The organism is Zafaria cholistanensis (genome assembly GCF_008580665.1).
In the GTDB taxonomy this organism is placed as follows: domain Bacteria; phylum Actinomycetota; class Actinomycetes; order Actinomycetales; family Micrococcaceae; genus Zafaria; species Zafaria cholistanensis.
The window spans coordinates 79,428-92,651 of record NZ_BKDJ01000008.1; the positions used below are offsets into that span (position 1 = coordinate 79,428).

Annotated in this window: 8 protein-coding genes; 2 read left to right on the forward strand and 6 right to left on the reverse strand. The window is 67.8% G+C overall.

What is annotated here, in order from left to right; all coding sequences use genetic code 11:
• The first annotated feature begins 19 nt into the window (after positions 1-19).
• Entirely contained in the window at positions 20-1,768 is a 1,749-nt protein-coding gene (locus NCCP_RS09005; protein WP_149956910.1) for an L-aspartate oxidase, read from the forward strand.
• Positions 1,769-2,181: 413 nt separating this feature from the next.
• Here NCCP_RS09005 and NCCP_RS09010 read toward each other — a convergent pair whose 3' ends face one another.
• The 6 genes from NCCP_RS09010 to NCCP_RS09035 all read right to left on the reverse strand — a co-directional run bounded on the left by NCCP_RS09010 (position 2,182) and on the right by NCCP_RS09035 (position 11,760).
• Positions 2,182-3,606 (reverse strand): glycosyltransferase family 2 protein, encoded by a 1,425-nt coding sequence (locus NCCP_RS09010; protein WP_216364695.1) that lies wholly within the window; start codon positions 3,604-3,606, stop codon positions 2,182-2,184.
• Positions 3,603-4,673, reverse strand: a complete 1,071-nt coding sequence (locus tag NCCP_RS09015) for a HEAT repeat domain-containing protein (RefSeq protein ID WP_149956911.1) — start codon at positions 4,671-4,673, stop codon at positions 3,603-3,605. Before NCCP_RS09015 ends, NCCP_RS09010 begins: the two co-directional genes overlap by 4 nt.
• A 4-nt stretch (positions 4,674-4,677) precedes the next feature.
• Positions 4,678-6,324 (reverse strand): response regulator, encoded by a 1,647-nt coding sequence (locus NCCP_RS09020; RefSeq protein WP_149956912.1) that lies wholly within the window; start codon positions 6,322-6,324, stop codon positions 4,678-4,680.
• A complete protein-coding gene (locus NCCP_RS09025; RefSeq protein WP_149956913.1) occupies positions 6,321-6,704 on the reverse strand; it encodes a response regulator in 384 nt (127 codons plus the stop codon). Before NCCP_RS09025 ends, NCCP_RS09020 begins: the two co-directional genes overlap by 4 nt.
• Positions 6,697-9,843, reverse strand: coding sequence for a PAS domain S-box protein (locus tag NCCP_RS09030; protein WP_149956914.1), 3,147 nt, complete (start codon positions 9,841-9,843; stop codon positions 6,697-6,699). Before NCCP_RS09030 ends, NCCP_RS09025 begins: the two co-directional genes overlap by 8 nt.
• Before the next feature lie 372 nt (positions 9,844-10,215).
• The gene (locus tag NCCP_RS09035; RefSeq protein WP_149956915.1) at positions 10,216-11,760 is read right to left on the reverse strand and encodes a helix-turn-helix transcriptional regulator; all 1,545 of its coding nucleotides are present in this window, start codon (positions 11,758-11,760) and stop codon (positions 10,216-10,218) included.
• A gap of 120 nt (positions 11,761-11,880) precedes the next feature.
• On the opposite strand from NCCP_RS09035, the gene aceA reads away from it, so the two are divergent.
• Positions 11,881-13,185, forward strand: coding sequence for an isocitrate lyase (gene aceA / locus NCCP_RS09040; protein WP_149956916.1), 1,305 nt, complete (start codon positions 11,881-11,883; stop codon positions 13,183-13,185).
• Positions 13,186-13,224: the final 39 nt, after the last annotated feature.

The window sequence follows — 13,224 nt, forward strand, 5'->3', positions numbered from 1 at the left end:
CCTTCCTAGCATTGAATACATGACCACACAGCACGCACCTGAACGCCTGATGTCCACCTCCGTCCTCGTTATCGGTACCGGCGGCGCGGGCCTGCGCGCCTCGATCGAACTGGCCCAGCGCGGGGTCCAGGTGCTGGCGGTGGGCAAGCGGCGCAAGCACGATGCCCACACCACCCTGGCGGCCGGAGGCATCAACGCTGCCCTGGCCACCATGGATCCCGAGGACAGCTGGCAGCAGCACGCCGCCGACACCCTGCGCGAGTCCTACTTCCTGGCCGACCCGGCCATCGTCGAAACCGTGGCGCGCAACGCGGCCGAAGGGATCGAGGACCTGGAAAAGTGGGGGATGCCCTTCGCCCGGGAGGCGGACGGGCGGATTTCCCAGCGCTTTTTCGGAGCCCACAAGTACCGCCGCACCGCCTACGCCGGCGACTACACGGGCCTGGAAATCCAGCGCACACTGATGCGCCGCGCGGCCGAGCTGAACGTGCAGATCATCGACAGCATCTACATCACCCGCCTGCTGGTGGCCGGGGGCACGGTTTTCGGAGCCTACGGGTTCGACATCGTGGACGGCACGCCCGTCCAAATCCATGCCGACGCGGTCATCCTGGCCGCCGGCGGGCACACCCGCATCTGGCGCCACACCTCCTCCCGGCGGGACGAGAACACCGGCGACTCCTTCCGCCTGGCCGCCCTGGCCGGCGCCCGGATCCGGGACGCCGAGCTGGTCCAGTTCCACCCCTCGGGACTGCTGGAGCCCGACGACGCCGCCGGCACCCTGGTCTCGGAGGCCGCGCGCGGGGAGGGCGGAATCCTCACCAACGCCCTGGGTGAGCGGTACATGGAGCGCTACGACCCCGAGCGCATGGAACTCTCCACCCGCGACCGGGTGGCCCTGGCCGGATTCACCGAGATCGCCGCGGGTCGCGGAACCGAGAAGGGCGGGGTGTACCTGGATGTCTCCCACCTGCCCCGGGAGGTCATCCTCCAGAAACTGCCGCGCGTCTACCGCACCCTGATCGACCTGCAGATGCTGGACATCACCACCACGAAAATGGAGATCGCCCCGACCGCGCACTACTCCATGGGCGGAGTGTGGGTGGCGCCGGAGGACCACGGCACGGGCGTGGAGGGACTGTACGCGATCGGCGAGGCCTCCTCGGGCCTGCACGGGGCCAACCGCCTGGGCGGGAACTCGCTGATCGAGCTGCTCGTCTACGGGCGCATCACCGGCACGCACGCCGCAGAATACGTGGCCTCCCGCACCAAGGTCCTCCGGGACCCCTCCGCCGTCGGGCTGGCCCGCGCCGAAATGCAGTCCCTGCTGCAGGAGCGCGGAACCGAATCGGCCCGGCGACTGCAGCGCGAAGTGCGCAACCTGATGACCGAACACGCCGGCGTCGTGCGCACCGAACAGGGACTCCAGGAGGGCCTGCGCAAGCTGGATGCCCTCGAAGAGCGCGCCCAGCACGTCACTGCCCATCCCGACATCGCCGGGTTCGACGACCTGGCCCACGCCTACGACCTGCTGGGCTCACTCCTCGCGGCCCGCGCCACGCTCGAGTGCGCCCTGGAGCGGCGCGAGACGCGGGGCTGCCACAACCGTTCGGACTTCCCCGACATGGACCCCTCACTGCAGGGCAACTTCACCTGGTCCCCGGCCGGGGGAGTCAGCTTCGAGGCCCTGCCCCCGGCGCCGGACTCGTTCCGGTCCCTGGCCGAGGCCAACGCCGACGACTCGGTAGCCGGCAAGCTGGTCGAGTAGAGCCCGCGGGCCGGTCCCGGGGCCAAACCGGACCAGCAACCACGGCCGTCTGGGGGTTTTCCCACCCCGGACACAGGAACCTCGCAGGCTGGCTCGGTAACTTTGGAAATACCTCAGAACGGTGCGAGTGATGAGTGATTGCAGGCCCCAGCCTTCCCCCCCAAGGCTGGGGCCTCACTCGTTCAAGAACACCAGACAAGCCGGCCGCCCCGCCGGGGCGCAGCCGGAGTCGTGGCCCGTGCGGCCGGTGATGGTGCGGCTACCGGTTGCCGATCCTGCCCAGCATGGCCAGGGTTTCCTCGAAGGCCGGCAGCAGCACCGTTTTCGTGGGAAGACCCGCGTGCCCGGAGGCTTCCCGACAGGCGTTGGGGCCACCAGATCATATTGGGTTTACGGTCCCTGGGATTGCTCTATCAGACCTGTGCTGGAGTTCCGAGGCCTTTCCGGCTCATGACGCCCCAGTCCTTGCTGCCCCGGGCATAACGCCAGAGTCCGCGCAGCCGCCAGATGACTGTGAGCTGACGGTAGCCAACACCCTCCACGACACTCCAAAACAGCAGCAGAAGCAGGTCTGGCCAACGCTGGTACCGTCGGTACGTCAATTCCTCCAGCGCGATGACCGCCACGTTCAACAGCACGCCCCAGCCGTAGGCCACCGCCAGGAACAACGCGCCGAACGTCACATCGACCGCTCCGAGCATCAATCCGAGCGGCACCGCAATCAGCCCCAGCGCCTCGACAACGGGACCCAGCAGTTCCACCCCCAGATAGTAGGGATAGACCACCAGGCCCAAGGCCCGGTACCGCGGATTGAAGAGTACGCCCCGGTGCCGGCACAGCACGTCGGTCAGGCCCCGGTGCCATCGGTCCCGCTGCCGTCCGAGCACACGCCAGGACTCCGGGACCTCGGTCCACGCCACCGGGTCGGGAACGAAGTCCACCCGGCTGGGGGTTCCGCGGTCTTGGCCCTGGCGCCGCAGGTCGGCAATGAGCTCCATGTCCTCACCGACCGTGTCGTGGACGTAGCCACCCACCTCGAGCACGGATTCCCGGCGAAACAGACCGAAGGCCCCCGAAATGATCAGGTTCCCGCCGAGGTTATTCCAGCCCAGCCTTCCGAACAGGAACGAGCGGAGGTATTCCACGGTTTGGCAGCCTGCCAGCAGCCCCGGGGAAACCCGTGCGTCCAGGACGCGCCCGTGGGCCACCTTCGAACCATTGGCAACGCGAATGGTGCCGCCGGCGGCCACTACGTTCTCGTCGGTCAAGAACGGCCGGACAATCCGCAGCAACGCGTCCGGTTCGATGAGCGTGTCGGCGTCGATGGCGCAGACAAGCTCGCCGGTTGCGCAGTTGAGGCCCGCGTTGAGGGCATCGGCTTTCCCGCCGTTCTCTTTGTCCACCACCAGCAGCTGGGGATGAATCCGTGAGCGGTAGAGGCCGCGGATGGGTTGGGACGGCACTTGGTTGCGGAAGATCGGGTGGATTGGGTACAGGTTGAAGGTGCGGATCAGTACGTCAAGGGTCGAGTCACCGGAGCCGTCGTTGATGAGCACTACTTCCAGCGCCGGGTACTGGAGCATCAGCAGCGCGTGGACGCTTTCGGCTACGTTGGCTTCTTCGTTGTACGCGGGCGCGAGGGCACTGATCGTCGGGGTCACGGCGGATCCGAGCAGACCGACCCGGTCCTCTTCCCATACCCGCTGCCGGTGACGGCGCATGGCTGCCGTGGCGCTGCACAGAAGGGCGGTTTGGCAGCCGTTGACCACAATGAAATAGGCGAATACTGCCCAGGCGAAACCCGTTAGGACCAGGGGGACGACCTCGAAGATCATCATTCTTCCTGTCTTTTCATGGCAAACGCTGCCGGTGTGGGCCTGCCGCGCCCTGGCCCGGCCCGGTCCAGCACCTGCTGGGCCATGTCCCGTGCGAACCGGTCCGGGCTGTGGAGTGCCCGCTGAAGGTACAGCTGACCCGGGCCGCCGAGCCGGTCGAGTGCCAGGCCGGCTGCGCGGCGGACTTCCCAGGCAGGATCGCCCAGCCTGTCGGCGAGCAGGGGGGAGCTGGGCCAGTGCCCCAGAGCGCCCAGCCCGGCCGCGGCTGCGGTCCGCACCGCGGCCGCGGGGTCGGCCAGGAACCCTTCAAGCCCCTCGACGCCGTCCGTCCCCCCGCCGGAGGCAAGCACCTGCGCGACGGCGGCCCGAACCGCAGGATCACTGTGGTTCCGGTGCTCCAGCGCCGGTCCGGCCAGCGCGGAGTCGCGCACGCGGGACGCGACGAGGAGCGCTGTGGCCAGCGCGGCCGGGACCGCTTCGGACAAGTGTCCGATGATGGCGGGAACGGCGTGGCGGCCCATCCTGATCAGGGCATCCTGGGCGGTCAGCCGGCAGGCGAGAGCCTCGTCACCGAGCATCTGGACCAGTCGGGTGGTGACCTGCGGGCTCGGATGGTTGACCGCCCAGACGGCCGCGGCGCTGCGCACTTCCGGGCGCGGGTCCTCGAGCAAAAGGGGTACGGTGGTGTGGCCGGCGCCCAGGATGACCAGCAGCCGGACGCCCTTGAGCCGGCGGGGCCACCGCGGGCTGGTGCACCAGCGGACGGAGCGCTCCGTAAGTGCCACGTACGCGGGCAGCTGTGCAAGTCGTGCCCGCCCCGCATCGTCGACACTGCGCGTTGCGGCGGCCACCGCTTCGATCGCCTTGTCCAGCGGAAGCCTTGGAAGGGGCGGAGGGTCCGGGGAGCCGGCCAGGACCCGTGCCAAGATATCCATGCTGACCCGCATGTCGGGCCGCAGTCGCGCGGCACGCACCTGCCGGAGGGCTGCATGGCCGAAAATGAAGCCCAGCCCGGCGCCGAGGATGCCGATTTCGGCGAGCAAAACACTGATAAGCACGTCGTACAGCACCAGGTCAGTCTCCCAGGGCCCGGCGCACGCGCTGCATTAGCACGGGCATGCTGAAGGGTTTGGCCACGTGGTCGAACGCGCCCAGTTCCAAGGCATTGAGGATTTCCGTCTCGCTGGAGTGGGCGGTCAGCATGATCACCCGGGTGGACGCGAGGTTGTCCGTGAGCGCCATCTGCCGCAGCACGCCGAACCCGTTAAGGGCGGGCAGACCGACGTCGAGCAGGACCACGCGCGGCCGCAGCGCGGGCGGGCTGCCCGCCAGCTCGTCCGCTGCGGCCTGCCCGTCGGTGAAGTGCCGGAACCGGTAACCGCGCGTGGTCAAGGCATGCCGGAGGAGCTCTGCGAGCAGCGGATCATCCTCGACGACTACGACTTGAACATCGTCTTCAGCGGCGACAGTTCCGGCTGTCCGCGTGGCAGGGTGGTCAACGGCAAGCGGATCCCCGTCCCGGGCAACGGGCGCGTGGCCGCGGAGCGCCCGCGTGCGTTTCAGCCGGTTCCGTACCCGCGCGGCCAGGTCGGCGCCGTCGAAGGGACTGGCCACGACGTCGTCCGCGCCGGCGTCGAAGAGAGCGGCCGTGGCGGCCGCATTGTCGTATGCAGTCAAGAGGAGCACAGGCAGGCTGGCCCATCGGGCGTCGCTGCGCAGCACTTGGCATAGTTCCGCTCCCCCAACCCCGGGCAAACTGGATTCAAGGATCAGCAGGTCCGGTTGCGTCTCCTCCATCGCCTCCCACAGCCGCGCCGGTTCCGTCAGCCCCACCACGGCCAAGCCGGCGTTCTGCAGCGCGGCGTGCACCGAGGACAGGCTCGCCGGCAGGTGGTCGAGGACCAGCACTGTGCTTTCGGGCGCCTTGGGGGGTGCAAGCAGGTTTTGCACCGCGGTGAAGAGCTCACCGGGGGACGCCTCGGCGCTGAGGAATCCGCGGGCGCCCGCGCGCGCCGCCGAAACCCGGTCGCAGGGTGCGTTCGACGGCGTCAGGGCCAGCGAGGGAACGGGAGGATCCAGCGCGGCGAGGGCCGCTAGGAGGACAAGGCTGCCGTCACCCTCACCAAGGTCGACGAGCGCGGCGGCGGGCGGTGGTCCCTCCTGCGGAAGCCAGCCGTTCTCACTGATGACCAGAGTTTGGAAACCGCGGTCGATCGCGGCCGCGGCCAATTGTTTTCGGCGCCCTTGGCCGGCCACCGCGATGGCCACGAGCGGCCCGGAGGGTGCCTCCTGCCGTGGGGGGCCACCCGCAAGCGGGCTGCCCTGGGTGGCCGGGACCGGCGTCAAGGGGCGGTCCGGTGCAGGTTCCGCAGGGGGTGAGGGGTCCCGGCTGAGGTCGCCCCGGAGGGCCACCACTTCGTCGGCCGCGACGAGGGTCCGGTCAAGCGGAATGGGGTCCGTTCCGGCCAGGATCCCTTCAAGCTTGCGCGCCGCCTCGGAGGCCCGCCCGAAGCCGAAGGTGCCGGCGGCGCCGGCCAGCTTGTGGGCCTCACGTTCGGCGGCGACGCGATTCTCCGGGGAAAGCCGCCCCTCAATCGCGGCCGCTACCGCGTCCTCGAGCACGGCTACGCGACCCATGACTTCATCGCGGTTGCTGTTCCAGATGGCCCGGATCGCCGCCGTCGGATCAAGCCCGGGGGCCGTCTGGACGGCGCCGTTCACGGCTGCCAGTCCAGCATGCCCGCAATCTGGTCACAGAGCGCCATGGGGTCAAAAGGTTTCGGGAGCATGCCGGCCACTCCCATCGATGCGAACCGGCTACGGTCGGCTGCCTGTGTCTTGGCCGTCAGGAGGATGACCGGCACGTCGCGCGTTTCCGGCTGCTCCTGCAGCCGGGCGAAGGTTGCCGGCCCGTCGAGCCCGGGCATCATGACGTCCAGCACGATCGCATCCGGCGGGCTGGTGCGCGCCTTCTCGAGGCCCTCCAGCCCGGAGGCGGCCGTTTCGACGTCGTATCCGCCCACCATTTCCAGGACGGTGCGGGCCACTTCCCGAATGCCTGAGTCGTCATCAACCAGCAAGATGCGCCGGGGGTTATCCATGGGTCTTTACCTTTGCGTTTTGGGTCAGATGGCCGAGCAGGTCCACCACGTGTCGTTCAAACTCCTCCGGGTTGACCCGTCCTTTGGTGAAGAACCCGGTCTTCCCCAGACGGAGCCGCTTTCGGTCGTCCTCGCTCAGGTCGCGGGCACTGTAAACGGCCAACGGCACGCTTTCCAGCCGTGCGTCCCGGCGCAACTGCGCCACGACAGCGAAACCGTCCTGGTCCGGCAGCTGAAGGTCAAGCACCACCAGGTCCGGGACGATGTGGGCACACAACGCCAGGGCCTGCCGGGCGGTGGGTGAGTGATGCACCTCGATGCCGAGCTGCCGGAATCCCTCCGTCAGGACGGCGGCCAAGCCCGCGTCATCCTCGACGAGCAGCAACTGAGGGCCCGTGTCCCGCTTGCCGATGGCCTCGCCGATGGCGGCCAACAGCCCCCCTGTTTCCAGGGGCTCGCCCACACAAGTAAGGACGTCAGATTCGGCCCGGATGCTGTCACCCTCGAAGCTCAGGAAGACCACCGGAAGGTTCCGGGTCTCGGAGTGGTCGCGCAAGCCGGCGATCGCCTCCCAGTTGGCCACCGTCGGGGTCCTTTGTTCGAGCAGGATCAGTGAAGGACGGTGCTGGAGTGACGCGTCGAGGAGGACCGAGCTGGTGGTGACCTCGATGGGCTCATAACCATGCGGCAACAGCATCTCCACGATGCGGGCACGTACTGAGGCGTCCTCGCTGCAAACGACGATCTTTGGCCCGCCAGGCGCCTCGATGCTCGCCTCCAGGCCCTCGGCGCAGGCGGCCGGAAGCGTCATGGTCAGGCACGCCCCGCCGCCAGGGCTGCTTTCGGCCCATATCCGGCCGCCGTGCTGTTCCGCGATGGTGCGGCAAATGGCCAGGCCCAGGCCCGTTCCGCCCTTCTCTCGGGCATCAGAGCCATCCACCTGCTGGAAACGGTCGAAGATCCGTTCCAGGTCTGAAACCGGGATGCCGCGGCCCTGGTCGCGGACTTGAATGGTCAGCCCGCCTGCATCCGAACGGACCACCAAGCGGACCTCCGCACCAGCGGGGGAAAACTTGACCGCGTTGCTGAGCAGGTTGGTCATGGTTTGTTCGATTCGATCCGGGTCGACCCAGTGCACGGCTGGCCGGGCGTCGAGCGTCAGGCGTACCCCGGCAGCGTCAGCCATGGACCGCATGACCTCCAGGGACCGCCCCGCCAGGGCGGCGACATCGCATGCCTGCAACTCCAGGGCCACCTTGCCCGAATTGAGCCGCTCAATATCCAGGATGTCATTGATCAGCCGGACCAAACGGTCCGTGTTATGGGCGGCAATGTCCACCATCTGCTTTCCGCGGGGATTCAATTCGCCCAAGAGGCCGGCCCGCAGCAGGCCCAATGCCCCGTGGATGGAGGTCAGGGGAGTCCGCAGTTCGTGGCCCACCACCGAGACGAACTCGTCCTTGACCCGCTCGGCGGCGTGCCGTTCGCTGATATCGCGGATGGTGCAACTGAAGACGCGCTTCGCGCCGTCGTCCGTGGTCCAGGCGGTTACTTCAGCGGGAAATTCATGGCCTGAACGGTGCAGCATCGGCTGTTCAAAATGCTCTGCGGGATTCCCTGCTTCGTCGGATCCATGGGGCAGCCCGAGCAGCCGCTCAAGGGATTCCCGCTCCGCTGGCCTCATGACCAGCGAGGCCAGCGGCTGGCCCATCGCCTCAGCCCGGGTCCATCCAAACGTCCTTTCGGCCTGGACATTCCATTCGGTGACCAGTCCTTCCGCACTGAACTGCACATAGGCCTCGCCCGCGGACTCCAGGATCCGCCGGGCCCGTTCCTGACTCCGCTGCACCGCTGCAAGGGCGGCATGATGCTCCGTGATGTCCAGCAGGGAACCTATGACGACGCGCGGGGTGCCGGGTTCATCGACGACCTCGCCCCGGCTATGGACGACCATTGGAGTACCGTCGGCGCGGCTGGAACGGCACACAAGATCAAGGGCGCCCTCTCCCTCGGCTACCCGTGCGCATATCTCCGTGACGCGTTCCTGATCATCCGGATGCAAAGTCATCAGCCAGGTGTCCAGGGACTCCTCCCCGCTGCCGGGCTCCATACCGTACAGCCGGTAGAGCCCGCGCGACCATTTGACGGAACCTGTCTCGGGATTCCATTCCCAACTGCCCAGCCGGGCCACAGTCTCGGCGGTGGAAAGGCGGTTCTCGCTCAGCCGCAGGCTGCGCTCCTGCTCAAGCTGTGGCCGCAGGTCCCGCATTATTTCCGTGACGTAGTAGCCCTGGGGGAAGTCCTCGTCGTGGTGCAGCTGAGACGCGACCTCCACGGGAATCGATTCTCCGGCGCGGGACAGCAAGGTGCGCTCACCCCGCCACCGCCCGTCCCTAACAAGAGCCGGCATGTCCTCCTCCTGGATCCGCGCCAGCTCTTCGGGCGAGAACATGTCCTCGATGCTGTAGGCCCCGACGTTCTCGTCGGCGGCGATGCCAAGCAGGTTGCGCCCGCTGGCGTTCATCCACTGCACCTGCCCATCGGACCTGCCCACCACAACCAAATTGACACTGGCCTCCACGACGGAGAGCAGCCGGTTGCGTTCCGTCTGTGCACGGCGGTGCTCAGCGTCCCGGGCGCGGCGTTCCCGCAGGTCGTGAACGGTGATGACGGTGCCCCGGTATATCCCCGTCGCTGTGACCGGACGGGAGATGAACTCGATGGGCAGCGGCTCCTGGTCGACGCTCCCAAGGGACATGTAACCATCGGCGGGTGCGGCGCGGCCGACGGAGGCACACAACGCGCACTCGTCCAGGTCACCCCGTTCCAGGTTCCCCGCAGCCACCTCCCCTATCGGCGGGCGGTGGCCCAGCGCGTGGTGGTGGTCCCGGCCCACCAGGGCCTCCGCCCGGTCTGCGCCGAGCAGTTCGCACAGTGTGCGGTTGACGAAGGTGATCCGGCCCGTCTCATCGACGCCGTACATGCCATCCCCCGCCGCGTCGAGCACGCGCTGGAAGTTTTCGCCTGCTGTTTCGGCAGGTCGCCAGAAGACCAGACTGGCCCTGGTCGCCAAGCGATTAAATCCGATCCGGTCCAACGCCCTGTGGAAACGCGAAAACGAGTTGAGTGTGCGCATCATCAGATGATTATGTCGGACATCTCCCCAGCGAAAGCGAACACGGCTTTGAAAGTAGCGCGCCCCTTAACATGGTGCAACGGCCCCGGTCAGGGGCGCCTTGCTCCGGAACGTGAGGCAGCGATCGCACAGTTCCTGGCAAGACCGGCCAAAGTCTTCTCCCGGGGGTTTCCGTGCGATCGACAAGCACCCCATGCTGCCGGCCCTGCCCGCTTCCTGTCAGAGCAGCCCGCCCAAGCCTCCCTGGACCCGATGTGATCGATGCTGACCACGTTCATCAACGCGCTAACGGGTGCTTCAGGCCGACGCCGTTCGCGGCGCCTATGACGAACGGGACCGCGCACACTCAAACCATATGGCACTAGGTGCGCCGGCTTAACGCCCCTCATGCGCCTGCAGGAACGAATACACCTCGGTCTCGTCCACCCCCGGGAACGCACCGGACGGCATCGCCGCCAGCAGGTGCGTATTCGCTCGCGCCGCCGGCCAGGCCTGGCCGGCCCACACCTCGGACAGGGCCGCCGGCGGGCGCCGGCAGCACGACTCCTCCGGGCACCTGGACTTGGAACGTTCGGTGGTGTCCCGCCCCCGGAACCACTTCACATGCTGGAACGGCACCCCGATGGAGAGCGAATACGTTCCGGAGGAGTGCCGTTCGGTGCGCGCGGTGCACCAGTACGTCCCGGTCACCGTGTCCGTGTACTGCTCGTAGGAGCGGAACTTATCCGGCACCTCGAACACCGCCCGGGACGTCCAGTACCGGCACACCGACTGCCCCACGATGGCCCCGGTGTGGTCGGCCGGGAAATTCACGCCGTCGTTCTCATAGGCCTTGTGGATGATCCCGGACTCGTGGACCTTCTGGAAGTGGCAGGTCAGGCCCAAGTGCTCAGTGGCCAGATTGGTGAAGCGGTGGGCGGCGGATTCGTAGGAGACCGCGAAGGCGTCCCGCAGGTCATCCACGGCGAGTTCCTTGGCGGCCTTGCGCTGGCGCAGGAACTCCACGGTGGCCTGCTCCGGCATCAGCAGCGCCCCGGCGAAGTAGTTGGTGTAGACGCGCTGGCGCAGGAAATCGGAATAGTCCACCGGCGTCTGGTGCCCCAACACGTAGTGTCCCAGCGCCTGCAGCAGCACCGTCCGCGGGTCCGAATCACTGGAGCGGCCCTGCGAAAGGTAAATCCTGCGGTTCTTCAAATCCGTCAGCGAGCGCGTCGAATGCGGCAGGTCTCCCACAAAGCGCACCGCGAACCCCAGGTGATCGGCCAGGTCCGCGGCCACGTTGTGGGACAGCGGTCCGGAGGAGTGCCCGACGGCGGCAAGCAGCTCCTGCGCCTGGCGTTCGATCTCCCCGTAGTAGTTGTTCCTGTCCCGCATCTCCACGCGCAGTTCGGTGTTGGCCCGGCGGGCCTCCTCCGGGGTGGCAGCCTGCTCGTCAAGGCGGCGCTCCAGCTCATGCTGCAGCCCCACCAGCGCCTCCAGCACATCCAGGGGCAACCGCGAGCTGACGCGGACTTTCGGCAATCCGAGGGACCCGTAGAGGGGCCCGCGCTGGGCGCGCTCCAAGGCAATCTCCAGGGCCGCGCGGCGGCTGGGCGGCTCGGTGCCGAGCAGCTCGTCCACGCCCACGCCCAGCGCCGAGGCGAGCGCGGTGAGCATCCCCAGCCGGGGCTCGCGCTTGCCGTTTTCGATCAAAGACAACTGCGAAGGGGCGGAGCCGACCAGCTCCCCCAGCGCGTCCAGGGTCAGCCCCTTGGCCTTGCGCAGGTGGCGCACGCGGCGGCCGAGGGCGATCACGTCCGTGCCGGCGTCGTTCGCGGCATCCGGGGCGCCGGCGGCGCCACCGACGCTCCGGGAGGCGGGCTTCGGGGAACGGTTCCACGTGGATTGGGTCACTTCTTGAGGATACGCGAAGAACTGCATTTCTTTCCAGAGAAAACCCCTAGAGGCCCTCGAAGATCCGCGGAAAAGTAGTTGGCACAGGAAAGAAAACGGGAACCGGCAACGTCGCCGGCACACCGAACCCCCTCCAAGGAGACCGCAATGACTGAGAACCAGAACACCCCCGCTTCCAGCGAAGAGGCCCTGGAGCTCGAGTGGAACGCCAACCCCCGCTGGGACGGTATCACTCGGGACTACTCGGCCGCGGACGTTGTCCGTCTCCGTGGACGTGTCCAGGAGGAGCACACCCTCGCCCGCCGCGGCGCGGAGAAGCTGTGGAACCAGCTCACCACCGAGGCCCCCAACGGCGGCTACACCAACGCCCTCGGCGCCCTGACCGGCAACCAGGCCGTGCAGCAGGTCAAGGCCGGCCTGCGCGCCATCTACCTCTCCGGCTGGCAGGTTGCCGCCGACGCCAACCTCTCCGGCCACACCTACCCGGACCAGTCCCTCTACCCGGCCAACTCGGTCCCGCAGGTGGTCCGCCGCATCAACAACGCCCTGCTGCGCGCCGACCAGATCGAGCACTCCGAGGGCATCCAGTCCGTCGAGGACTGGCTGGTGCCGATCGTCGCCGACGCCGAGGCCGGCTTCGGCGGCCCGCTCAACGCCTACGAGCTGATGAAGTCCATGATCGCCGCCGGCGCCGCGGGCGTGCACTGGGAAGACCAGCTCGCCTCGGAGAAGAAGTGCGGCCACCTGGGCGGCAAGGTCCTGATCCCCACCCAGCAGCACATCCGCACGCTGAACGCCGCCCGCCTGGCCGCGGACGTGGCCAACGTCCCGTCCGTCATCATCGCCCGCACCGACGCCGAGGCCGCCACCCTGATCACCTCCGACGTCGACGAGCGGGACCAGGAATTCATCACCGGCGAGCGCACCGCGGAGGGCTTCTACAAGGTCCGCAACGGGATCGAGCCCTGCATCGCCCGCGCCAAGGCCTACGCCCCGTATTCGGACCTGATCTGGATGGAGACCGGCACCCCGGACCTGGAGCTGGCGCGCAAGTTCGCCGAGGCCGTCAAGTCCGAGTTCCCGGACCAGATGCTCTCCTACAACTGCTCGCCGTCCTTCAACTGGAAGAAGCACCTGGACGACTCCACCATCGCCAAGTTCCAGCGCGAGCTCGGCGCCATGGGCTTCACCTTCCAGTTCATCACCCTGGCCGGCTTCCACGCCCTGAACCACTCGATGTTCGACCTCGCCTCCGGCTACGCCGAGCGCGGCATGAGCGCCTATGTGGAACTCCAGGAGCGCGAGTTCGCCGCCGAGTCCAGCGGCTACACCGCCACCAAGCACCAGCGCGAAGTCGGCACCGGCTACTTCGACGCCATCTCCACGGCGCTCAACCCGAACGCCTCCACCCTCGCCCTGGTGGGATCCACCGAAGAGGGCCAGTTCCACTAATACCCCACCCCGTTTGATGGCGGCGCGGTCTCCACGCAG

Excerpts from the sequence above, each read along its gene's own strand:
- NCCP_RS09010 (WP_216364695.1), bottom strand. The coding sequence starts at position 3,606 with ATGATGATCTTCGAGGTCGTCCCCCTGGTCCTAACGGGTTTCGCCTGG.
- aceA (WP_149956916.1), top strand. The coding sequence starts at position 11,881 with ATGACTGAGAACCAGAACACCCCCGCTTCCAGCGAAGAGGCCCTGGAG.
- NCCP_RS09030 (WP_149956914.1), bottom strand. The coding sequence starts at position 9,843 with ATGATGCGCACACTCAACTCGTTTTCGCGTTTCCACAGGGCGTTGGAC.
- NCCP_RS09025 (WP_149956913.1), bottom strand. The coding sequence starts at position 6,704 with ATGGATAACCCCCGGCGCATCTTGCTGGTTGATGACGACTCAGGCATT.
- NCCP_RS09035 (WP_149956915.1), bottom strand. The coding sequence starts at position 11,760 with ATGCAGTTCTTCGCGTATCCTCAAGAAGTGACCCAATCCACGTGGAAC.
- NCCP_RS09005 (WP_149956910.1), top strand. The coding sequence starts at position 20 with ATGACCACACAGCACGCACCTGAACGCCTGATGTCCACCTCCGTCCTC.